The organism is Anaerolinea thermophila UNI-1 (genome assembly GCF_000199675.1).
Classification (GTDB): Bacteria; Chloroflexota; Anaerolineae; order Anaerolineales; family Anaerolineaceae; genus Anaerolinea; species Anaerolinea thermophila.
In genome coordinates, this window is sequence record NC_014960.1 from 442,913 (window position 1) to 463,847 (window position 20,935).

General features: G+C 58.0%; 19 protein-coding genes. 9 read left to right on the forward strand and 10 right to left on the reverse strand.

The annotated features are described in order from the left end of the window. Positions 1–82 precede the first annotated feature (82 nt). The 4 genes from metG to ANT_RS16905 all read right to left on the reverse strand — a co-directional run bounded on the left by metG (position 83) and on the right by ANT_RS16905 (position 4,542). The gene (metG, locus tag ANT_RS02035; protein WP_013558838.1) at positions 83–1,879 is read right to left on the reverse strand and encodes a methionine--tRNA ligase; all 1,797 of its coding nucleotides are present in this window, start codon (positions 1,877–1,879) and stop codon (positions 83–85) included. A gap of 236 nt (positions 1,880–2,115) precedes the next feature. Further along, positions 2,116–2,718, reverse strand: coding sequence for a hypothetical protein (locus ANT_RS02040; protein ID WP_013558839.1), 603 nt, complete (start codon positions 2,716–2,718; stop codon positions 2,116–2,118). A gap of 43 nt (positions 2,719–2,761) precedes the next feature. Beyond that, entirely contained in the window at positions 2,762–3,952 is a 1,191-nt protein-coding gene (locus tag ANT_RS02045) for a sigma-70 family RNA polymerase sigma factor (RefSeq protein ID WP_013558840.1), read from the reverse strand. 110 nt (positions 3,953–4,062) lie between these two features. Further along, positions 4,063–4,542, reverse strand: a complete 480-nt coding sequence (locus ANT_RS16905) for a YceD family protein (protein WP_013558841.1) — start codon at positions 4,540–4,542, stop codon at positions 4,063–4,065. Between the two features lie 104 nt (positions 4,543–4,646). Here ANT_RS16905 and rdgB point away from each other — a divergent pair, with 104 nt between their 5' ends. Then, positions 4,647–5,249 carry an RdgB/HAM1 family non-canonical purine NTP pyrophosphatase gene (rdgB, locus tag ANT_RS02055; RefSeq protein ID WP_013558842.1) on the forward strand — a complete coding sequence of 201 codons (603 nt, stop codon included), beginning with the start codon at positions 4,647–4,649 and terminating at the stop codon, positions 5,247–5,249. Here rdgB and ANT_RS02060 read toward each other — a convergent pair. Together ANT_RS02060 and ANT_RS02065 are read right to left on the reverse strand one after the other, a co-directional pair. Then, the gene (locus ANT_RS02060; RefSeq protein WP_013558843.1) at positions 5,246–7,009 is read right to left on the reverse strand and encodes a GAF domain-containing sensor histidine kinase; all 1,764 of its coding nucleotides are present in this window, start codon (positions 7,007–7,009) and stop codon (positions 5,246–5,248) included. The genes rdgB and ANT_RS02060 overlap by 4 nt on opposite strands. Positions 7,010–7,131: 122 nt before the next feature. Further along, positions 7,132–9,585: an ATP-dependent Clp protease ATP-binding subunit gene (locus tag ANT_RS02065; RefSeq protein ID WP_041455192.1), complete on the reverse strand. Its 2,454-nt coding sequence runs from the start codon at positions 9,583–9,585 to the stop codon at positions 7,132–7,134. A 217-nt stretch (positions 9,586–9,802) separates the two neighbouring features. Between ANT_RS02065 and ANT_RS15970 the strand changes: the two genes are divergently transcribed. Next, positions 9,803–10,786 (forward strand): GNAT family N-acetyltransferase, encoded by a 984-nt coding sequence (locus ANT_RS15970; protein ID WP_172634563.1) that lies wholly within the window; start codon positions 9,803–9,805, stop codon positions 10,784–10,786. A gap of 92 nt (positions 10,787–10,878) precedes the next feature. Then, entirely contained in the window at positions 10,879–11,280 is a 402-nt protein-coding gene (locus ANT_RS02075) for a phage holin family protein (protein ID WP_013558846.1), read from the forward strand. A gap of 24 nt (positions 11,281–11,304) precedes the next feature. Here the strand turns inward: ANT_RS02075 and ANT_RS15975 are convergent, their stop codons facing one another. From ANT_RS15975 to ANT_RS02095, 4 genes are all read right to left on the reverse strand, one after another. Beyond that, positions 11,305–11,778 (reverse strand): GNAT family N-acetyltransferase, encoded by a 474-nt coding sequence (locus tag ANT_RS15975; RefSeq protein ID WP_013558847.1) that lies wholly within the window; start codon positions 11,776–11,778, stop codon positions 11,305–11,307. Positions 11,779–11,848: 70 nt separating this feature from the next. Beyond that, positions 11,849–12,577, reverse strand: coding sequence for an amino acid ABC transporter ATP-binding protein (locus tag ANT_RS02085; protein ID WP_013558848.1), 729 nt, complete (start codon positions 12,575–12,577; stop codon positions 11,849–11,851). Positions 12,578–12,579: 2 nt separating this feature from the next. Continuing rightward, positions 12,580–13,404 (reverse strand): amino acid ABC transporter permease, encoded by an 825-nt coding sequence (locus tag ANT_RS02090; protein WP_013558849.1) that lies wholly within the window; start codon positions 13,402–13,404, stop codon positions 12,580–12,582. 96 nt (positions 13,405–13,500) lie between these two features. Next, the gene (locus tag ANT_RS02095) at positions 13,501–14,256 is read right to left on the reverse strand and encodes a basic amino acid ABC transporter substrate-binding protein (protein WP_013558850.1); all 756 of its coding nucleotides are present in this window, start codon (positions 14,254–14,256) and stop codon (positions 13,501–13,503) included. Between the two features lie 129 nt (positions 14,257–14,385). On the opposite strand from ANT_RS02095, the gene ANT_RS02100 reads away from it, so the two are divergent. The 6 genes from ANT_RS02100 to bcp are packed head-to-tail and all read left to right on the forward strand — an operon-like array spanning position 14,386 to position 20,917. Further along, positions 14,386–15,348 (forward strand): proline dehydrogenase family protein, encoded by a 963-nt coding sequence (locus tag ANT_RS02100; RefSeq protein ID WP_013558851.1) that lies wholly within the window; start codon positions 14,386–14,388, stop codon positions 15,346–15,348. Next, positions 15,348–16,247: a UbiA family prenyltransferase gene (locus ANT_RS02105; RefSeq protein WP_013558852.1), complete on the forward strand. Its 900-nt coding sequence runs from the start codon at positions 15,348–15,350 to the stop codon at positions 16,245–16,247. The genes ANT_RS02100 and ANT_RS02105 overlap by 1 nt, the downstream gene beginning before the upstream one ends. 3 nt (positions 16,248–16,250) lie before the next feature. Continuing rightward, complete coding sequence (locus ANT_RS02110; RefSeq protein ID WP_013558853.1) at positions 16,251–17,486, forward strand: molybdopterin-binding protein; 1,236 nt, start codon at positions 16,251–16,253, stop codon at positions 17,484–17,486. A 7-nt stretch (positions 17,487–17,493) separates the two neighbouring features. Then, entirely contained in the window at positions 17,494–18,426 is a 933-nt protein-coding gene (locus ANT_RS15980) for a polysaccharide deacetylase family protein (RefSeq protein WP_013558854.1), read from the forward strand. Between the two features lie 22 nt (positions 18,427–18,448). Continuing rightward, on the forward strand, positions 18,449–20,416 hold the full coding sequence (locus ANT_RS02120; protein WP_041454515.1) for a molybdopterin biosynthesis protein: 1,968 nt from the start codon (positions 18,449–18,451) through the stop codon (positions 20,414–20,416). A 21-nt stretch (positions 20,417–20,437) separates the two neighbouring features. Next, entirely contained in the window at positions 20,438–20,917 is a 480-nt protein-coding gene (gene bcp / locus ANT_RS02125) for a thioredoxin-dependent thiol peroxidase (RefSeq protein ID WP_013558856.1), read from the forward strand. Positions 20,918–20,935 lie beyond the last annotated feature (18 nt).

The window sequence follows — 20,935 nt, forward strand, 5'->3', positions numbered from 1 at the left end:
AGCCCTCTGGAGGGTGATTTTTGCGCGTAAACAATAAAGCGGAGTCGTTATCGACTCCGCTTTGAGATGAAAAGAAGCCTTTTTACGATTTTCGTTGTGCTCTCAGCCGGGCGCGTTCTTCCTCAACGATGCTGGCATCCAGTTTCTTGAAGAGCGGCTGGGGTGCCTGCAGAGGTTGTCCGGGCTGTAAGGCGCTGGGTTGCCACTTGCCGGCGGCGTCATCGGGGTCGTAGAGCAGGACGGTGTGCTCACCCAGCCCATCCTGCACCGTGCGGGTGGCTTGTTTGCCGAAGAGCGGTTTTTCATAGCCGAAGTACTGGTGCAGTTTCTCACTGCTGAAGGGCAGGAACGGCGAAAGCAGGACGGAGAGGTTGTCAATGCATCGCAGGGCGGTGTAGATGGCCCGCGCCGCCGCCTGACGGTCGGTCTTGATTTCCTTCCAGGGCGCAGTCTGATCCAGATAGCGGTTGACCTCGGTTGCCAGTGCCATGGCACTGCCCAGCGCACTGCGCAAATGCACGGCTTCCAGTTCTGCGCCTACGCTCTCAAAGCCACTTTCCACCTTGCGCAGGATTTCCTCGTCCAGTTCGGTCAGTGCGCCGGGCTCGGGGACTTTGCCCTCAAAGTGTTTGACGGCAAACGAAAGCACGCGGTTTGCCAGGTTGCCCCAGGTAGCCACCAGTTCGTCGTTGTTGCGCTTGTAGAAGTCTTCCCAGTCCCAGTCGGTATCGCGCATCTCTGGCATGTTTACGGTCAGGTAGTAGCGCAGGGGGTCGGGGTCGTAACGCGAGAGGAAATCATGTCCCCACACTGCCCAGTTGCGGCTTCCGGAGATTTTATCGCCTTCCAGATTCATGAACTGATTGGCGGGTACATCGTAGGGCAGTACCAGTTTCTGCCCTTTCTCGCCGGCGAAAATTTCCATGAAGGTTTCGCCCATGCCCAGCAGTTGGGCGGGCCACCAGGCGGCGTGGAAGAAGATATTATCCTTTCCGATGAAGTAAATGGTGCGCGATTCGGGGTTGACCCACCAGTCCTTCCAGGCATCGCCCAGCCCGTGCAGGCGCGCCCACTCGATGGGAGCAGACAGGTAGCCGATGACGGCTTCGAACCACACATACAGGCATTTGCCTTCCCAGCCTTCCACCGGCACGGGAATGCCCCAGTCCAGGTCGCGGGTGATGGGGCGGCTCTTCAGCCCTTCGCTTTCGATTTGCCCCAGCGTCTGGTTGCACACGGTTTCGCGCCAGTAGTGCTGGCGTTCGCGCAGGAAGCGGGCGACTTCCGGCTCCAGTTTGGAGAGGTCGAGGTAGTAGTGCACGGTTTCGCGCAGTTCGGGGGTGGAACCATCCACTTTGGAGCGCGGGTTGATGAGTTTTTCCGGTTCCAGCACATTGCCGCACTTGTCGCACTGGTCACTGCGGGCGTGCTCATCGCCGCAGATGTAGCAGGTGCCTTCGATGTAGCGGTCGGGCAGGAAGCGCCTCAGCGAGGGCGAATACCACTGCGGACGGACTTCGGTGTACAGGTAGCCGTTCTTCAGCAGGGCGAGGAACACGCTCTGCGCTACCTTGAAGTGGTTTTCGGTGTGTGTGGTGGTGAAGAGGTCGTAGGTCAGCCCCGCCTTTTGAAACAAATCCAGGAAGGACTGGTGAAAACGCTTGTACACCTCTTCCACGGGCTTACCCTCGGCATCGGCGCGCAGGGTGACCGGCGTGCCGTGCGAATCGGTGCCGGAGACCATTAACACGCGATTGCCCTTGAGGCGGTGGTAGCGGGCGACGATATCCGCCGGCAGGTACGCGCCGGTGATGTTGCCAACGTGAATCTCAGCGTTGGCGTAGGGCCAGGCAACAGCAATCAGGACAGGTGTGGACATAAGGTAACCTCGACAAAGACATAATTTTTTCAGAAATGAAAACCCGGCGGGCACCGCCAGCCGGGCTGCAGGTTCGTTCTGTGGGCTACGCAGCCAGAACCGGCGGTGAGATGGTTCTCCCGCGCATCATCATGCCACGCATGCCCATAAGTAAGAGTCCCATGGTTAACCCTCGTGGGCGTATGATAGCACAAAAGTTATCTCCGGGCAATGAAAACTCTCCATCAATCTTGCGGTCATGGGGCGCCAAGGGGAATCCCGAGGCTTTTGAGCCACTGGAAGAGCGGGTCAAACGCCTGAGGTCCAAAGAATACCAGAATGGCAATGATGGCAATGAAGAGCAAGACCAGGAAAATCAGGGTGTAGAAGATGAAGTCGTTTTCAAAAAAGCCTTTTTCCGGTTTTTCCTCGGCGCGCGGCTGGGTATTGCGTTCCAGGTAGGCAAATTCATCCCCAGTTCTGGGGGTGACCGGTCGGGTGGCTTCAGTGGCAATGCGGTATTCCAGCGAGGGTGCGTCTTCTTCTTCCAGTGCGGGCATCATGCCCTTTTCCAGGGCTTGCATGTCCTCTTCCGGGAAGGGCGGTGGAGTGCCCTCCATATAAGCCGAGCGGTTTTCCAGGGCTTTGAGGGCGGCAATGGCTTCCGGATCTCGAGGATTCAGACGCAAGACGTTGTCCCAGCATTCGCGGATTTCATCCGGGTTGGTGAGCGCATGTGCCAGTAACCGCCAGGCATGGATATTGTCCATATCCATGCTGAGGATGCGCTCCAGTTCGCGGGCAGCATTTTCACGGTCGCCCTGTTCCAGATACATGCTTGCCAGATAAAGTTCGCTCATCCCCCCTCCCCTCTCGTTTGCAGTTGTGTCTTGCTACTCTCTATTATAGATAATCTTTCAACTGGCGCGCACGGCGCGGATGGCGCAATCGCCGCAGGGCTTTATTTTCAATTTGACGGATGCGTTCGCGGGTCAAGCCAAATTTCTGCCCTACCTCTTCCAGGGTGTAGGTGCGCCCGTTTTCCAGTCCAAAGCGCAGACGCAGAATACGCGCCTCGCGGGCGGGCAGGGTGTCCAGTACTTCCTGAATCTTTTCGCGCAAGAGGTTGCTATAGGTAGTTTGCATGGGGGAAGGTGTCACCTGGTCTTCGATGAATTGCCCCAGTTCCGAGTCTTCTTCATCTTCGTTGATGGGACTTTCCAGCGAAAGCGGCAACCATGAGACCCGCATCATCCAGTCCACTTTGGAGGCTTTAATGCCGATGGCATCCGCCAGTTCTTCGTTGGTCGGGGTGCGCCCCAGTTTTTGCTCCATCTCGTGGGTGGTGCGGTACAGACGGCGGATGCGATCCACCATGTGCACCGGCACGCGGATGGTGCGCCCCTGGTCGGCAATTGAGCGGGTGATGGTCTGACGAATCCACCAGGTGGCATAGGTAGAAAAGCGAAAGCCGCGCTGATACTCGTACTTCTCCACGGCTTTCATCAATCCCAGATTGCCTTCCTGAATCAAGTCCAGGAACGGCACCCCCCTGCCGATGTAACGTTTGGCGATGGAGACAACCAGGCGGGTATTGGCTTTGATCAAATGCTCACGGGCACTTTCGCCATCCTGAATTTGGGCTTCCAGTTCGCCGCGACGCTGAGGGGACAGGCGTGCGCTATTGCGAGTGAGTTCTTTCTTTGCCGCGCGCCCGCGTTCGATGCGCTTTGCCAGTTCCACCTCTTCTTCACTGGAAAGCAGGGGAACGCGCGACATTTCTTTGAGATACAGTCCAACGGTATCATCGCTGGAAATGCGGTTAAGGTCAAAGGTCTGTACGGGGTCTTCTTCAATGAAGGCTCCGTCAATGTCTTCATCAGGGAAGGGGTATTCGTTTTCTTCGGTGTCGTAAATATCCACGCCATGGCGGCGCAGTGCCAGCAGAATGGCTTCAAAGCGTTCATGATCCTCACCGACGTTGGGATAGGCTTCCATCAGGTCTTCTGTGGTCAGATATCCCTGTACATCGGCTTTTTCCAACAACATCTTGAGGATCTCGGTCCCCCGTTTATTGCTTCCCGGACTTGCCATATATCCGACCCTCCTTGCGATGACAACCCCCGGTAATGCTCATTCGTCATCCTTCCGTGACCGGTAACGATTTGCAGGTTAAGCGCTGTTCATGGTGGTAGTTGCATGAATCAGACCTGTGAAGGAAGAATGGAGTGCTCGCAGAGGCGGAGATTGAGATTTTCTCCGCATACCGGGCACAGCCCCTTACAGTCGGGGCGACACACCGGCGAGATGGGTATTTCCAGAATCAAATACTCCCTTACCAGCGATTCCAACTCCAGATAGCCGTTTTCAGGAAAGAGCAGGTTGGACTCGGTGAGGGAACGGCGGTTGAAGGCGTACAGTTCACTGAACACCGTATGAACAAATTGCGGGAAGGGCGAAAGACAGCGCACACACTCCACTTCGGTGTACCCCTGAAAGTCGCACTGGGATAAAATCCCTTGTGGCGTGCGGCTGACCCTTAACAAACCATTGAATTCGGAAACCAGAAAATCCCCTTCCAGTTGTACGAGAGGAAATTCGAAGTGAATATCCCGGCTGTAACCAACAGGGGCGTTGAGCAGGAAACCAACATTAACGCGGAGTGGGTGTCTAGGAAGATTCACAGGTGATGATTAGGTAGAAGTTATAATTATACAAAAGCATTATAGCATGTACGTATAGCCAAGTCAAGTTTTTATGATTTTTCTCATAAAAATTCGAGGTTCATGTGACAAAATTACTCATTGCTTCCACTAACCGCGGAAAATTGCGTGAATTTCAAGCCATTCTCGCCGGTGAACCCTACGAGTTGTTCCTGCCTGCCGATTTAGGCATTGCCCTAACGGTAGAGGAAACCGGAGAAACCTACCGCGAAAATGCCGGTATGAAAGCCCGCGCCTATGCCCAGGCCAGCGGCTTAATCACCCTGAGCGATGATTCCGGGCTGGAAGTTCAAGCCCTCAACGGTGCGCCGGGGTTGCATTCGGCGCGCTATGCCCCTCAAAAAGGTGCTACCGATGCCGACCGCCGCGCGTATCTGCTGGAAAATTTGCGTGACAAACCGCGTCCATGGCTGGCGCGCTTTGTGTGCACAGTTGCCATTGCTACTCCCCAGGGCGAGGTGTTCTTTACTGAGGGGGAATGTCCCGGTGAGATTATCCCCGAGGAACGGGGAACGCACGGTTTTGGTTACGACCCCATCTTTCTCTTCCCCGAGCGTGGTTTGACCATGGCGGAACTGCCCCCGGAAGAGAAAAACCGCATCAGCCACCGCGCGCGGGCGGTGCTGGCGGCAATCCCTATCCTCCGGCAGTTGCTGGCAGAGGGTTAAGCCCGCACCCGTCCGTGCAGGCGGTCCATGGCTTCTTCGGTGAGGGGAATGAAGACCCGAATGCGCGTACCTTTTCCCGGCGCAGAATCCACCCGTAGTAAGCCGTTCACCAGGTCGGCGCGTTCGCGCAGGTTAATCATGCCCAAACTGCCGCGCCGTTCGTACGAGCCCATCACCTCGTTGACGTTGAAGCCTTTGCCGTTGTCGCTGATTTCCAAGCCGATGATATCGGTGTAATTGGTGACGTATTTCAGCCGCACGGTGATCTGGCTGGCTTCGGCGTGCTTGCGGGCATTGTTCACGGCTTCCTCGCACAGGTAGAAGACCACCGTTTGCTGGGTGGAATCCAGTGCCGAAACAGCCGTTGGGTCCACATCCAGCACCACATTTTGCTGGTACAGGTCGCGCATCTTTTCCGCCATGGCTTTCAGCGCGGCTTCCAGCCCTTCACTTTCCAGCACCAGCGGGCGCAGGGTGAAGAGCATGTGACGGATTTCCTGGGTGGTGCGCCGTGCCAGTTCTTCGATTTTTGCCAGTTCTTCCTCGGCGGCAGTGGGGTTTTGATGCAAAAGCCGCCGCGCAATGTTCAGGCGCATGGCAATCGAGGAAACCGATTGGGTGGGTCCATCGTGCAGGTCGCGCGCCAGTTTGCGCTGGGCTTCTTCCTGAGTTTGCACGATGCGCTCTTTTTCTTCCTGCAGGTCGGCAAACAGGCGGGCATTTTGAATGGCGATGACCGCCTGATGCCCGACAATCATCAGATATTCCACCCGTTCGGGAGGGAAGAAGTTTTGATCCGGGTGAGCAAAGAGCAGAATCCCGTACACATTCATCCCGCGTAAGAGAGGGATGATCAGCAAAGACTGGCAGGTATGCAGGGCAACCAGTTCGCTTAGTTCGGGGTCATCACAGGCGCCGTGGTGGATCTGCGGCTCGCCGCTCTGCAAGGCTTTGCGCAGGATGCCTTCCTGGGCTGCCAGTGGCAGGTTTTGATCCCGTTGGGGGAAGCCCTGTCCGACGACGTAACGCAGGGTATGATCCTCGAACAGGAAGAAAGCCGCCAGCAGGCGCGCGCCTTCTGCCTCGCTCAACCCCATGGCTTTGATGCCTGCCTGAATGCCCACTTCCAGCACCCGCTTGTAGTTAAAGGTGGAACTGAAGGTTTCAATCATATCGAAGAAGGCTTGCAGACGCTCGCGCTCTCTGCGCTGGATGGCAGTTTCGCTCTCGTGCTGTTTGCGCACTAACTCGTGATAGGTGGTGCGCACGCGTTTCATCAGTGGCAGGCTCAGCCCGCCGAAAACCAATCCAATGGCAAGGTTTAACCCGCCCAGATATTCCACCACCAGCAGGTTGAATTGCGCCGGAAAGAGGAAATACAGAATGCCGGTTTCCAGCGCTGTTGCCATGACGGCGATGAGCAGAGCACCGCGCAGTTCAAAGTACATGGCAGATGGGGCAATGGCAAGCACACCCACCCACTGAATGGGGGTGGTGGCAGAGCCGGTCAACCCGAATAGCGTCATGCTGATGGCTAAATCCACCAGGGTATTCAGCGTGCGGTGAGCGGGCAGACGCTGGTTGAACACCGCCAGCACGGTCATCGTCAGGTTCCACACCAGCGAGCCCGCCAACAGTGCCAGCGGAAGCCATTGCCCGTCCATGTAGAGAATGAGCGAGAACGCCAGGGCGACAATCGCCATCCAGCGGAAGGTAATGGCAAACCAGTCGGCAAGATAGGGAAAATCTGCCCGTTTCATACCGATTCAATCATACCCCGAAAATGGCATAAAGAAAACTGAAAACTTAACAACTGCCTTTCAATTTTCTAACAAAAAAGCCCTGTTCATCACAGGGCTTGTGTCCACCAGAGGAAAGGTAATCAGGGCGTGGAAGGCTCTCCGGCTGGTTCTTCCAGTTTGCGGAACACCGGGCGTTCGTCCTGAATCTCCACCAGCACGCGGTCGCCGGGTTTGAACTCTCCCGAAAGCAGGCTGACGGATAGCGGGCTTTCCACGTACTTTTGCAGGGCACGGCGCAGAGGACGGGCGCCGAAATTGGGGTCGTAGCCCACCTTTGCCAGCCAGTTGCGCGCTTCAGTCGAAAGTTCCACATCCAGCCCATGTTCCTGCAGGCGGGCTCGGATTTCCTGCATCTGCAAATCCACAATCTGCAACATGTGTTCCATGCTGAGCGGCGAGAAGATGATAATCTCGTCAATGCGGTTGAGGAACTCAGGGCGGAAGGTAGATTTGAGGGCTTTCTCAATTTTGTCATGCGCCTGACGGTCTTCGCTGTTTTCAGAAGGCAGGAAGCCCAGTGTACCGCCGCGGCGCACAAACTCGGTGCCCAGGTTGCTGGTCATGATCAGCACGGTGTTGCGGAAGTCCACCACATGCCCCTGCCCGTCGGTCAGGCGTCCGTCATCGAGAATCTGGAGCAGGGCGTTCCACACTTCGGGGTGGGCTTTTTCGATTTCATCGAACAGAATTACCCGGTAGGGGCGGCGGCGTACCGCTTCGGTCAGTTGGCCGCCCTCTTCGTAGCCCACGTAGCCGGGCGGCGCGCCAAACAGGCGCGAGACGGTGTGCTGTTCGCGGTACTCGCTCATGTCCAGGCGAACCAGGGCGTCTTCATCGCCAAACAGGAACTCCGCCAGGGCGCGCGCCAGTTCGGTCTTGCCCACACCGGAAGGACCGATGAAGATGAATGAGCCGATCGGGCGGCGCGGGTCTTTCAGCCCGGATCGGGCGCGGCGGATGGCATCGGCAATGGCGTGCACGGCTTCGTCCTGCCCGATGATGCGCTCGTGCAGGCGCTCTTCCATCTTGAGCAGTTTCTCGGCTTCGCTTTCCATCATCTGGCTCACCGGGATACCCGTCCACTGGGCAATTACCTCGGCGATGTCGTTCTCATCCACCTGTCCGTCCAGTTGATGTTCGGTCTCCCAGCGGATACGCAGTTCGTTGTACTGGCTCTCCAGCCGCAGACGTTCGGCTTTTTTGATGGCGGCGCGTTCGTAATCGCGTTCCTGTCCGGCTTGCTCTTCCTCGGCTTTCAGGCGGTCGAGTTCGCTCTTCATTTGCTTCAGATCGGGCGGCAGAGAGTACAGCGCCACACGCAGTTTGGCGGCGGCTTCGTCAATCAGGTCAATGGCTTTGTCGGGCAGGTGGCGGTCGGGTACGTACTGCGAACTCAGCCGAGCCGCCGCAACGATGGCTTCGTCGGAGATTTTCACCTTGTGGTGGGCTTCGTAACGGTCGCGCAGTCCTCTCAGCATCTGAATGGTGTCTTCGACAGAAGGTTCATCCACAAAAACGGGGGCAAAACGGCGTTCCAGCGCGGCATCTTTCTCGATGTATTTCTGGTACTCGTCCAGCGTGGTTGCGCCGATGCACTGCAGTTCACCGCGCGCCAGCGAAGGTTTGAGCATGTTGCTGGCGTCCATGGCGCCCTGGGCGGCGCCTGCACCCACCACGGTGTGCAACTCATCAATGAAGAGGATAATCTCGCCTTCGGAACGCTGGACTTCTTCAATGGCGGCTTTCAGGCGCTCTTCAAACTCGCCGCGGAAGCGCGAGCCGGCAATCATCGCGCCTAGGTCAAGGGCGATGACGCGCTTGCCTGCCAGAATTTCAGGCACGTCGTTGTTGGCAATCTTCTGCGCCAGCCCTTCGACGATGGCGGTCTTGCCTACGCCTGCTTCGCCAATCAGCACAGGGTTGTTCTTGGTGCGGCGGGAGAGGATTTGCATCACCCGCAGAATTTCTTTATCCCGCCCGATGACGGGATCCAGTTTGCCTTCGCGGGCTTGCTGGGTCAGGTCGCGGGAGTACTTTTCCAGCGTGCGGTAGCGGGTTTCGGCTTGCGGGTCGGAGACGCGCTGACCGCCGCGCAGAACCTGGATGGCATCGTACACCCGTTCGCGGGTGACGCCAGCGCTTTCCAGCAAACGTGCGGCAGGTGTACTGCGCTCCGAGAGAATCGCCAGGAAGATGTGCTCGGTCGAGATGTACTCGTCTTTCATGCGGTTGGCTTCTTCGTTGGCGATGTCAATAATGCGCTTTACCCGCGGGGTGATGAAAATTTGTCCTGCACCCCCGCCAAAGATGCTGGCTTTGGGGCTGGTGCGCAGAATGTAATCCAGGCGTTCCGCCAGCGCGTTGGTATCCACCTTCAGCATCTCCAGCAGTTGGGGTACCGCGCCCTGCGGCTGTTCAATCATTGCCAGCAGGATGTGTTCGGTGTCAATCTGGTTATGTCCGTAGCGCTGGATGATTTCAGCGGCGCGCTGTGCGGCTTCCTGGGCTCGTTCGGTAAAACGGTCAAATCGCATCATATTGGTTTATCCTTGATGGTCGTTTTCGTCCATCTTTCTATCGGTTTTTCTTAAAATAAGCCTTCGCAGTTTGATTATAGCATCAGGGGTATTAGAAAAACAAAGATAGTGTATAAGAGGAATATAAGAACCGTGCTGGCTTATGCTTCAACACGTGCAAAAAACATGCCCGTTTTTTTCTGCGCTTCTCTGCCTCTGTACTACAATTAAACCTGTGAAGGTGTTCATTCCCGTCAAAACGTCGTCCATCCGCCCGCTGGATGTCAACCGCGATATGCTGGCTGTGGCGGCGCTGATCGAGGAATGCTTTGCTTCCACCCTTGATCCGGATGGACGGGAGTACCTGTACCACATTCGCCGCGCTGTGGAGGATCCTGCGCTCATCCGCTGGGTGTGGACGACCGATGAAGAGGTCTCTTCCCCGCTGTTCGGTTATGTCTGGGAAGAAGATGGTCGCATTGTAGGTAACCTGACGCTCATCCCTGCCCGCAAAGGCAAAGAGTGGGTGTACATCATCGCCAATGTAGCAGTGCATCCCGACTACCGCAGGCGGGGAATTGCCCGTCAGTTGACCCTGCGGGCGCTGGATCATCTGCGCCAGCATCACATCCGTTCGGCGTGGTTGCAGGTGCGCGAGGATAACCCCGCCGCCCATCATCTCTACCTTTCAGTGGGTTTTGCCGAGCGTTCCCGGCGAGCCTTGTGGCTGTCCTCTCTGCCTGGGGTACGTCCCCCGCACGTGCCGGGAGTCCGGGTGACGGGGCGCCGATGGCGCGACTGGAAATGCCAGCGCGAATGGCTCCAGCGCACGTATCCTTCAGATGTGCGCTGGAATCTTTCGTTGAGTATTTCCCGTTTTAACGCCAATCCGTTTTACCAGTTTGTGCAGTGGATGATGGGGAGCAATCAGCGCCACTGGGTGGCGCGTGGTGTCGGAGCAGACCGCAAGCCGTGGGGTTTCCTCTCATGGGAGCATCTCACCTCGTACATCCAAATGCTCTGGGCGGCGACAAACCCTGCCCACGAAGAAGAAGCTCTGATGGCTCTGCTTCCGCGGGCACAGCAGGAACTGGCGCATTTGCACCTTCCTCTGGGGGTCAATTACCCCGCCAGCAAAGCCGAAGCCGCCTTTCAGGCATGCGGGTTTCACCTGCACAGCGTGCTTATTTGGATGGAATACCGTTTGGAGGGAGAGTAGTCTTCCTGCAACTTTTTCGCCAAATATGCGTAAAAAGAATGAAAGATAAGATCATTGGGTGTGATCGCGGGGCTTAAAGGAGGAGAAGGAACATGCAAAAACTCTTAATTCGTCTGGGGATTAATGCGGTGGCACTGTACACCGCCATTTACCTGTTAAGCGGGCGGGGAATCACCCATCAGTTTGAAAACTGGTGGGAAATTCTCTGGCTGGCGCTGATTTTTGGTTTGGTCAATGCCCTGGTGCGCCCTGTGGTGATCGCCATGTCCTGCCCTTTGCTTATACTCACCCTGGGATTGGGTACGCTGTTGATTAACACCCTCATGTTCGTTATAGCAGGCTGGATTGGCACGCAGTTCGGGGTGGGCTTTGAGGTGGACGGCTTCATGCCCGCTTTCCTGGGAGCGTTGATCGTCTCAGTGGTGAGCGCTTTGCTCAGCCTGTTCTTCCACGACGAGCCGCGCAAGCACCGCCCGCGCCCTCGGCGAGACTGAAGAGGCTCTCCCTCTAGGCAGGGCTCAAAGCGCGAGCCGCATTTCGTGCGTGGGATGAAAGCCCAGCGCGCGGTAGAGCGGCTCGCCCGCTCGGCTGGCGTGTAAATCCACCGAAGAAAAGCCGCGCTGACGGCACCATTCCAGCGCCTGTTCCACCAGACGGCGGGCATAGCCTTTGCGGCGGTGTTCCGGCAGGGTAAAGACGCTGTGAAGCAGAGGATATTCCATATCCAGCCTGCCGGGTGCAGGCACGCAGGGCAGAATGGAAACCGCCGCGCAGGCAACGGGTTGCTGATTTTCCAGCAAAAGCCATGCCGCGGCTTTATCCTGCGCCAGGCGCGTTGCCAGGTACTGCTGGGTGACGGCGTTCAGCACCAGCATTTCCTGGGGGTTGATTGCCTGCCCTTCCTCTTCCAGCAACTCGATGAACATGCGCACGTGCCAGTCGGCGAGCAGGGGAGCATCCTCGTGGGTGGCGGGGCGGATGGTGATCTCCATGGCGGTAATCCTTCCTCGGCGAGTGAGATGGAAAAAACAGGGCTGTCATTGCGACAGCCCTGAGTGTATCCTACAACACTTTGCTCAGGAAGAGTTTGGTGCGTTCCTGAGTGGGGTTGCTGAAAATGACGCTGGGCGGACCTTCCTCGATGATGACCCCGCCATCCATGAAGATAACGCGGTCGGCGGCGTTGCGTGAAAAGCCCATCTCGTGGGAGACCACCACCATGGTCATGCCCTCACGCGCCAGCTGGAGCATTACATCCAGCACTTCCTGAATCATCTCGGGATCCAGCGCGCTGGTGGGTTCGTCAAAGAGCATGATTTTGGGGTTCATTGCCAGGGCGCGGGCAATGGCAACGCGCTGTTGCTGTCCGCCGGAGAGTTGGGCAGGATAAGCATGGGCTTTTTCGGGAATGCCCACCTTTTCCAGCAAATCCATGGCAATTTTGACGGCTTCGCTGTCGGAGCGCTTGCGCACGATTTTTTGCGCCAGGGTGATGTTTTCCAGCACGCTCAGGTGCGGAAAGAGGTTGAACTGCTGGAAGACCATGCCTACTTCGGTGCGCACGGCGTTGATGTTCTCCGCGCTGTCCAGCGGGATGCCATCCACCACGATGCGCCCTTTGTCGAACTCTTCCAGGCGGTTGATACAGCGCAACAGGGTAGATTTGCCCGAGCCTGAGGGACCGATAATGACCACCACCTCGCCTTTTTGCACGTCCAGGCTGACGCCGCGCAGGGCATGCACTCTGCCAAAATACTTGTGTACGTTTTCAATGTGGATAATTGGTTCCATGGTTAGCGCTCCTTGCTCATGCGGGCTTCAATCATGGCGACCACCCGCGCGCTCAGCAGGGTCATGATCAGGTACATCAGCCCAATCATCAGGTAGATATGCAGGGGCAGGGGGGTGATCGCCTGAAATTCGCGCCCGCGGCGGGTCAGGTCGGCAACTGCCACGGCACTGACCAGCGAGGAATCTTTCAGCAGGGTGATGAACTCATTGCCCACCGGCGGCAGGATGACGCGGATGGCTTGCGGCAGGATGATGTAGCGCATTGCCTGGAAGTAGGTCATTCCCAGACTGCGCGCCGCTTCCATTTGCCCTTTGGGGATGCTCTGGATGCCCGCACGGTACACTTCGGTCATGTAAGCACCGTAGCACAGTGTCAGCCCGGCGATTGCCATGACATATGGGTTGGCAACGAAGTTCTTCATGCTTTCAACGTTCCACTGTGTGCCCAGATCGCGCACGATGGAAGGGAAGGCGTAGTACCAGAAGTACAACTGCACCAGCAGGGGGATGCCGCGCACGACTTCCACATACAGCGTAGCCAGCCCGCGCAGAGGGGCGATGTGGGTTAGCCGTCCCAGCGCACCGATGATGCCCACGACCAGCACCAGCCCGAAGGTCACCAGCGTCACCATGACGGTGACCCGCAGACCATCCAGCACGAAGCGGAAGATGCGGTCGAAGGGGTTGCCCACCACCAGCACGAGGATGGCAAGCAGTGCCGAAGCCGCCAGGACTAACAGCCAGCCCGCATCCCAGCGGAAGACGTTTTCGTTCCCGCGAATGGTGGGAAGATGGGGATCAACTTCAGCAGGGGTTGAGGTACTCATGAGATTTCAGATGGCTCCAGGTGGGGAAAATCTTGATTTTATTATAACAAAAGGTCGGTGTTGCCCGACCTTTTGTGAAGTCTATCGTTGTGGGGCTTACTTTCCCGCCAGCCACTTCTCTTCCAGTTTCTTGATGGTTCCATCCTCTTTAAGGGCTTTGATGGCGGCGTTCACTTGCGGGATGAGGTCGGCTTTCTTCTTGCAGAAAGCCACGCCGTAATTCTCATCGGTGAAGACCTCGCCGACCGTCTTGAGTTTGTCGGGGTTGGTGGCGAGGAATGCGAGGGTGGTGGGGTAATCGGCAATCACGGCGTCAATCTGCCCGTTTGCCAGATCAAGGAAAGCCTGATCGTACGAGTCATAGGTTTTCACTTCGGCGCCTTCAATCTTCTCGGCTTCAATGGCGCCGGTGGTGCCCAACTGCGCGCCGATTTTCTTGCCTTTCAGGTCATTCTTCCCGCTGATGTCGGTGGTTTCTTTGCGCACGGTGACAATCTGACCGGCGTTGATGTACGGGTCAGAGAAGTCCATCGAGGCTTTGCGTTCCTCGGTGATGGTAATGGCGGCAATGGCCATGTCGTACTGGCACTCGGCGATGCCCGCCAGCATGGGGTCGAAGCCAACGTTAATCCACTCCACCTCAAAACCGGCTTTTTGGGCGATGGCGTTCATCAATTCCACGTCAAAACCGGTGAGTTGTTTCGTGTTTTCATCTACCATTTCGAAGGGCGGGAATGTGGCATCGGTGGCAACACGCACTTTGGTTTTTTCGCTCGGCTGGGCGGGGGTGCAAGCCGAAAACACCAGCGCCATAATGAGCATCGCCCAAAGGATCACAGAAAAGCGCTTCATCTTTTGTCTCCTTCCAATTGGCTGGAAATTCATGCAGGATATGGTAATGATTATAGCAGAGATTCTAAATGGCTCAGTCGCCATGTCAGCCTTTAGAGGAAAGAAGATAAACCATGTTAGAATAAAAACATGTTCAGAGCGTTCTTTGTGTCTCTCTCCCGAGCCACATGGGCTCAAAAATGGATTACCCGTCTACCGGTGGCGCGCCAGGCCGCCGCCCGTTTTGTTGCCGGTGAAACGCAGGCAGAAGCCCTGCAGGCAGTGCGTCAACTCAACCAGCGCGGCATCCTTGCCACGCTGGATCATCTCGGCGAGTCCACCACCCGCGCCAGCGATGCCCAACAGGCGACCGCGGAGATTCTCTCTCTGCTGGATGCCATTCAGCAGGCGGGGGTGCAAGCCAATGTTTCCATCAAACTCAGTCAAATTGGGCTGGCGGTAGACCCGGCACTGTGTGAAGCCAACCTGTGGAAAATTTTGGAGAAAGCCAGAGATCTGGGTAACTTTGTGCGCATTGACATGGAAGATTCCTCTCTCACCCAGCGCACGCTTGACCTCTACCTCAAGGCGCTGGTCAGCGGCTTTGCCGATCATGTGGGCATTGTCCTGCAAGCCTACCTCTACCGCACCGAAGCCGACCTGACCCGCGTGCTGACGGCAGGCGGACGGGTGCGCCTGTGCAAGGGGGCGTACAAAGAACCGTCCACGCTGGCGTTTTCCCGCAAAGCAGATGTTAACTTGAATTACGATCAACTGGCACTGCAGATGCTGCGCCATACCCTGCGGCATGGCACACCGCAGGTCTCTGCCGATGGACGCACTCCGCCCATTCCGGCGCTGGCAACCCATGACCCTCAGCGCATCCGCTTTGCCCGCCAGGCAGTCGAGGAACTGTATCTCCCTAAACGGGCGGTAGAATTTCAAATGCTTTATGGCATCCGCCGCGATTTGCAGGAAAGCCTTGCCGCCGAGGGCTTCCCGGTGCGCGTCTATGTGCCTTATGGCACGCACTGGTACCCGTACTTTATGCGGCGTTTGGGCGAGCGCCCTGCTAACCTGTGGTTTTTCGTGAAGAATTTCTTCCAGCGCTGATGGAACCCGCCGAAACATCTACCCTCTCTCAACACGTCCTGCGCATTGCCCGACCCTGGGCGCTGGGCTTTTCCCTGTTGACCTATGCGCTGGGCGGCGGGGTGGCGCACTACCTAGGGGTGACCATCGAGTGGGGGCGCTTTCTGGGCGGTCAACTGCTGGTGTTCATCCTGCTGTTGTGCGGCTTTTTCCTTTTTGAAACCTTTGAACTTCCTCTGGAATCTGCCGTTCCTGCCCCGGGAGAAAAGCCGCGCCGGTTGTCCCGAATTCAGGCATTGCGCATCAGCGTGATTTTGCTCACCGGCGGGGCGGCGCTCACCGCTTTATGGATTGCTCAGGGGGTGCTGAACACAGTGGCGTTTCTGGTGCTGGGTATCAGTGTGCTGGTGATGCTGGCGCTCAGCGTTCCGCCGTTGCGGCTGGCAAATTCTGCCTACCGTGACCTGCTTTGGGGCATTTTGTTCGTGTACCTCATCCCGGCGTTCGCCTTTGCCCTGCAAAGCGGCGAACTGCACACCTTGCTGGGGTTTATCACCCTGCCGCTCATCTTCCTTTACCTGGCGTCTTCTCTGGCGCTTTCGCTGGAACATTACGCCAGCGACCTGAAGCAGGGGCGGCGCAACATGCTCAACCGCCTGGGGTGGGAGCGCGCCGTTGGGGTGCATCATTATCTGGTGCTGGTGGGCTTTTTGCTCTTCCCGCTGGGCAGTTTGATGGGTATCCCGCGCAGTCTGCTCTTCCCCGGTTTGCTGGGCTTGCCGGTTGGGCTGTTTCAGATCTGGCAGTTGATGCGCATTGCCGGCGGCGCGCCGCCGCGCTGGCGCTTGCTGATGATCACCGCCGCGGCAACGCTGGTAGTCACCCTTTACGACTTAAATCTCGCTCTCTGGACGGATTGACCTATGCCTGAATTTCTCGAACTGCTCCCTCCCGCACAAGCCTGGGAGGTTTTCCGGAATGCCTTGCCCTCTGCAGTACTCCCTGCAGAACGTCTTGCTGTCGTCCAGGCGCGCGGGCGGGTTACTGCCGAGCCGGTGGTCTCGCCGGAAAATCTCCCCGCGTTTTCGCGCTCCACGGTGGATGGCTATGCCGTGCAGGCGCGCGATACCTTTGGCGCTTCGGAAAGTTTGCCTGCCTATCTGAAACTCATTGGCGAAGTGCCCATGGGCGCGGCGCCTTCTTTTTCCATCCGGCGGGGAGAGTGCGCGCTCATTCATACCGGCGGAATGCTTCCCGAAGGCGCCGATGCGGTGGTCATGCTGGAGCATACCCAAAGTTCCCGCCCCGATGAAGTCGAAATTTTACGCGCCGTACCGTCAGGCGAAAACGTCCTGCTTGCTGGTGAAGACGTGCGCATTGGTGAGGTGGTTCTGCCTGCCGGGGTGCGCCTGGAGGATGCCCAAATCGGCGGATTGACCGCGCTGGGTATTCTGGAGGTGAATGTTGTTCGCCAGCCACGGGTGGGCATCCTTTCCAGCGGAGATGAAGTCATCCCGCCGGAGCGCCAGCCTCAACCCGGACAGGTGCGCGATATCAACAGTTATTCGCTGAGCGCGCTGGTGGAACGCCACGGCGGGCTTGCTGTGCGTTACGGCATTGTTCCTGACCGTCCCGAAGTCCTGCGGGAAACTCTGCGCCATGCCTTGAGCGAATGTGATGCGGTGGTCATCACGGCGGGGTCTTCGGCTTCCACCCGGGACTTTACCGCCGCGGTAATTAACGAGATGGGCGCGCCGGGCGTGCTGGTGCATGGCGTCAACGTCAAGCCGGGCAAGCCCACCATTCTTGGCGTGTGTAACGGTAAACCGGTCATCGGCTTGCCGGGTAATCCGGTGAGCGCGCTGGTGATTGCCCGTTTATTTGTTGTGCCGGTTTTGCGTTCTCTGCTGGGGCTTTCCGGCGAGGTGTGGCAGTCTGCCGTGCGCGCTGTGCTGACCGTCAACCTGGCATCGCAGGCGGGACGCGAGGATTATTTCCCCGTGCAGTTGATTCGCAAAGGCGAGACTCTGTTTGCCGAGCCCATTTTCTACAAGAGCAACCTCATCTTCACCCTTGCCCGCGCTGATGGTCTGGTCAAAATTCCCGCCAGCGCCACCGGTCTTGGGGTGGGGGAAGAGGTGGATGTGCAGTTGTTATGAGGCGGTTATGAGACGCATTTTGCTGGGCTTGCTGGTCATGGCGCTTGCCGGTGCAGTGGGGTGCGCCACGACCGGCTACGCCGCGCCACTGGATGAGGCGGGTCAAACCCAGGTGGCACAAAAAGTGGAGACCATGCTTGCCACGGCTAACTCGTTCCCGGCAAACACGCCTTCGCCCGGCTCTTCGGCAACCCTACCCCCCACGTTCACAGCCTCGCCGACGATGACCCTGACCCCCACGTTGACCCCTTCTCCTACCTGGAAAAATGTCTTTGCCGGTGAGGTATACGCGCCGATTTTGCTCTATCACCGCGTGGTGGAGGGGCAGGAAAACAACCGCTACGCCGTTTCTCCGACTGCTTTCGAGGAACAGATGCGCTTTCTGGCGGAGAACGGCTACACCACCATCACGCCGGCGTATCTGGCGCGGGTGATTCTGGTGGGCGGACAACTGCCCGAACGTCCGGTGCTGATTACCTTTGACGACGGCTATGCCGATACCTACACCAATGCTTTTCCCATCATGGAGAAGTATGGCTTGAAGGGCGCGCTGTATGTGGTCACTTCAACCGTAGGGGTAGGGGAATTTATCACCATAGAGCAACTGCGCGACCTGGCGGCGCACGGCTGGGAGATTGGTTCGCACACCGTTCGCCATGTGGATCTGGTTAAGAACCCGGATCAGGTGGAGAAGGAACTGGAAGACTCCCGCCAGACCCTGCAGGACTGGCTGGGAATGCCGGTATTGACCATGGCGTATCCCTATGGCAAAGCCAATGAGTATGTACAGACCAAAACGCGCCTGGCGGGATTCCGTGCCGGATTGAGGATTGGTATTTTCAACCGCCACACGCCGGACTCTCTGTTTGAGTTAAGCCGCCGCGAGGTGCGCGCGGAGTACACACTGGAACAGTTCATCGAGTTACTGAGTGTGCCATAACCCTGAATGGGGAGGAAAGACCATGTCGGTTTACCTTCACGATATTCCTCTGCCAGAAGCCCAACAGCGTTTGATTCAGGCGCTGGAAGAGGTGGGGCTGGAAAGCGTTCTGGGGGTGGAAGAAATTCCGCTGGATGAGCGGGCGCTGGGGCGGGTGCTGGCGGAGCCGGTCTGGGCGCGCCTTTCTTCTCCCCACTACCACGCCTCAGCCATGGATGGCTTTGCCCTGCGCGCCGAAGCCACGGCTGGAGCATCGCCTACCCGCCCGGTGATCCTGCAGGTGGGCGAGCAAGCCGTCTATGTGGATACCGGCGACCCGCTCCCCGATTGGGCAAATGCAGTGGTGCCGATTGAAAACGTGGAAGCCCTGGATGAGCAGGACATCCCCGCCGCCGATGCCCGTCATCCTTTGAAGATTCGCCTGCGCGAGGCGCTCCCGCCGTGGACGCATGTGCGCCCGATGGGCGAGGATATTGTGGCGACCGAACTGGTCTTGCCCGCCGGGCATACCCTGCGCGCGGTGGATTTGGGCGCGATTGCCGCCAGCGGACATACCCATGTGCGGGTTTCCCGTCCGCCGCGCGTGGCAATCCTGCCTACCGGTACGGAACTGGTGCCGGTAGGTCAGCCCGTTAAGCGTGGGGATATCATCGAGTACAACTCGCTGGTGCTGGCGGCGCAGGTGCGCAGTTGGGGCGGGGAAGCCGTGCGGTTTCCCATCACCCCCGACGATTTCGAGCAAATTTGCCAGCGGGTTCAGCAAGCCGCCGATATGACTGACCTGGTCTTACTCAATGCCGGCTCTTCGGCGGGTTCGGAGGATTTTTCTGCCCGTGCGGTGGAGCGCCTGGGAACTTTACTGGTGCATGGTGTGGCGGTTCGCCCGGGGCATCCGGTCATTATGGGGCTGATTCGCCGTTCGCAGGGCGGTTGGACACCCATTATCGGTGTGCCGGGTTATCCCGTCTCGGCGGCACTGACCGGCGAGATTTTTGTCGAGCCTCTGCTGGCGCGCTGGCTGGGCAGGCGTCCCGCCGAACCGCTGGAAATCGAAGCGCAGATCACCCGCAAGGTGACCTCTCCCGCCGGAGATGACGATTATATGCGGGTGGTGGTGGGTAAGGTGGGCAACCGCGTGCTGGCGGCGCCGCTCTCGCGCGGTGCGGGGGTCATCACCTCGCTGGTGCGCGCCGATGGGATTGTCATCCTGCCGCGCGGCGTGCAGGGCTTGGAAGCTGGGGCGCCGGTGCGGGTGCGCCTGTACCGCTCTCCCGCCGAGGTGGAGCAGACCATCTTTGCCATTGGCTCGCATGATTTAACGCTGGACCTGCTGGCGCAGGCGCTCTCTGCCCATCAGCGGCGGCTGGTCTCTGCAAATGTGGGCAGTTTGGGCGGCTTGGTGGCGTTGCGGCGCGGAGAAGCCCATCTGGCGGGGGCGCATCTGCTCGACCCGCAGACGGGGGAGTTCAATATCCCGTACATCCGCCAGTACCTGCCCGATACTCCCGTGACGCTGGTGGAGTGGGTGGGGCGCATTCAGGGTTTGCTGGTGTGCAAGGGCAACCCGCTGAACATCCGCGGTTTGGAAGACCTGGTGCGTGCCGGGGTGCGCTTTATCAACCGCCAGCGCGGGGCAGGCACGCGCATCTTGCTGGATTATCATCTGGAGCGCCTGGGCATCGACCCGGCAAAGATTCAGGGGTACGACCAGGAAGAGTACACCCATCTGGCGGTAGCGGCGGCGGTGGCATCCGGACGCGCCGACTGCGGCTTGGGAGTGATGGCGGCGGCGCAGGCGCTGGATCTGGACTTTATTCCGCTGTTTACCGAGCGCTATCAACTGGTCATCCCGACGGTGTATTACGAAAGCGACCTGCTGGCGCCTTTACGTGTCCTGATGCAGGATGAAAATTTCCGCCGCAGTGTACAGGGTTTGCCCGGCTACACGGTGGAAAACATGGGGCAAGTTGTGGCACAATTACCGCAGTGATTTTTCCAGAGGAGGTTTTTTATGGTGCTTTCAGCCAATCAACCCGCGCCCGATTTCACCCTTGCCGATGAGACCGGTGCGATGCGTTCTCTCTCCGAGTTTCGAGGCAAACCGGTGGTGTTGTACTTTTACCCCAAGGACGATACTCCGGGATGCACCACCGAAGCCTGTAATTTCCGCGATGATTACCACGTTTACGCTGAAAATGGAGTAGTCATTTTAGGTGTCAGCCCCGATTCCCCCAAATCTCACGCCAAATTCAAAGCCAAGTACAATCTGCCTTTCACCCTGCTGGCAGATGAAGAGCATCGTGTGTGCGAGATGTACGGCGTATGGGGGCGCAAGAAGTTCATGGGGCGCGAGTACGACGGCGTTTTCCGTACTACCTTCCTCATTGACCCGCAGGGGATGATTGTCAAGGTGTGGGAAGGTGTCAAACCCGAGGGGCACAGTCAGGAAGTGCTGGAAGCCCTGCGCGACTGGCAGGGCGCCAGTGCCTGAGATTTTTCGCTTTTCACT

Excerpts from the sequence above, each read along its gene's own strand:
- metG (WP_013558838.1), bottom strand. The coding sequence starts at position 1,879 with ATGTCCACACCTGTCCTGATTGCTGTTGCCTGGCCCTACGCCAACGCT.
- ANT_RS02040 (WP_013558839.1), bottom strand. The coding sequence starts at position 2,718 with ATGAGCGAACTTTATCTGGCAAGCATGTATCTGGAACAGGGCGACCGT.
- ANT_RS02045 (WP_013558840.1), bottom strand. The coding sequence starts at position 3,952 with ATGGCAAGTCCGGGAAGCAATAAACGGGGGACCGAGATCCTCAAGATG.
- ANT_RS02060 (WP_013558843.1), bottom strand. The coding sequence starts at position 7,009 with ATGAAACGGGCAGATTTTCCCTATCTTGCCGACTGGTTTGCCATTACC.
- ANT_RS02065 (WP_041455192.1), bottom strand. The coding sequence starts at position 9,585 with ATGCGATTTGACCGTTTTACCGAACGAGCCCAGGAAGCCGCACAGCGC.
- ANT_RS02075 (WP_013558846.1), top strand. The coding sequence starts at position 10,879 with ATGCAAAAACTCTTAATTCGTCTGGGGATTAATGCGGTGGCACTGTAC.
- ANT_RS15975 (WP_013558847.1), bottom strand. The coding sequence starts at position 11,778 with ATGGAGATCACCATCCGCCCCGCCACCCACGAGGATGCTCCCCTGCTC.
- ANT_RS02085 (WP_013558848.1), bottom strand. The coding sequence starts at position 12,577 with ATGGAACCAATTATCCACATTGAAAACGTACACAAGTATTTTGGCAGA.
- ANT_RS02090 (WP_013558849.1), bottom strand. The coding sequence starts at position 13,404 with ATGAGTACCTCAACCCCTGCTGAAGTTGATCCCCATCTTCCCACCATT.
- ANT_RS02095 (WP_013558850.1), bottom strand. The coding sequence starts at position 14,256 with ATGAAGCGCTTTTCTGTGATCCTTTGGGCGATGCTCATTATGGCGCTG.
- ANT_RS02100 (WP_013558851.1), top strand. The coding sequence starts at position 14,386 with ATGTTCAGAGCGTTCTTTGTGTCTCTCTCCCGAGCCACATGGGCTCAA.
- ANT_RS02105 (WP_013558852.1), top strand. The coding sequence starts at position 15,348 with ATGGAACCCGCCGAAACATCTACCCTCTCTCAACACGTCCTGCGCATT.
- ANT_RS02110 (WP_013558853.1), top strand. The coding sequence starts at position 16,251 with ATGCCTGAATTTCTCGAACTGCTCCCTCCCGCACAAGCCTGGGAGGTT.
- ANT_RS15980 (WP_013558854.1), top strand. The coding sequence starts at position 17,494 with ATGAGACGCATTTTGCTGGGCTTGCTGGTCATGGCGCTTGCCGGTGCA.
- ANT_RS02120 (WP_041454515.1), top strand. The coding sequence starts at position 18,449 with ATGTCGGTTTACCTTCACGATATTCCTCTGCCAGAAGCCCAACAGCGT.
- bcp (WP_013558856.1), top strand. The coding sequence starts at position 20,438 with ATGGTGCTTTCAGCCAATCAACCCGCGCCCGATTTCACCCTTGCCGAT.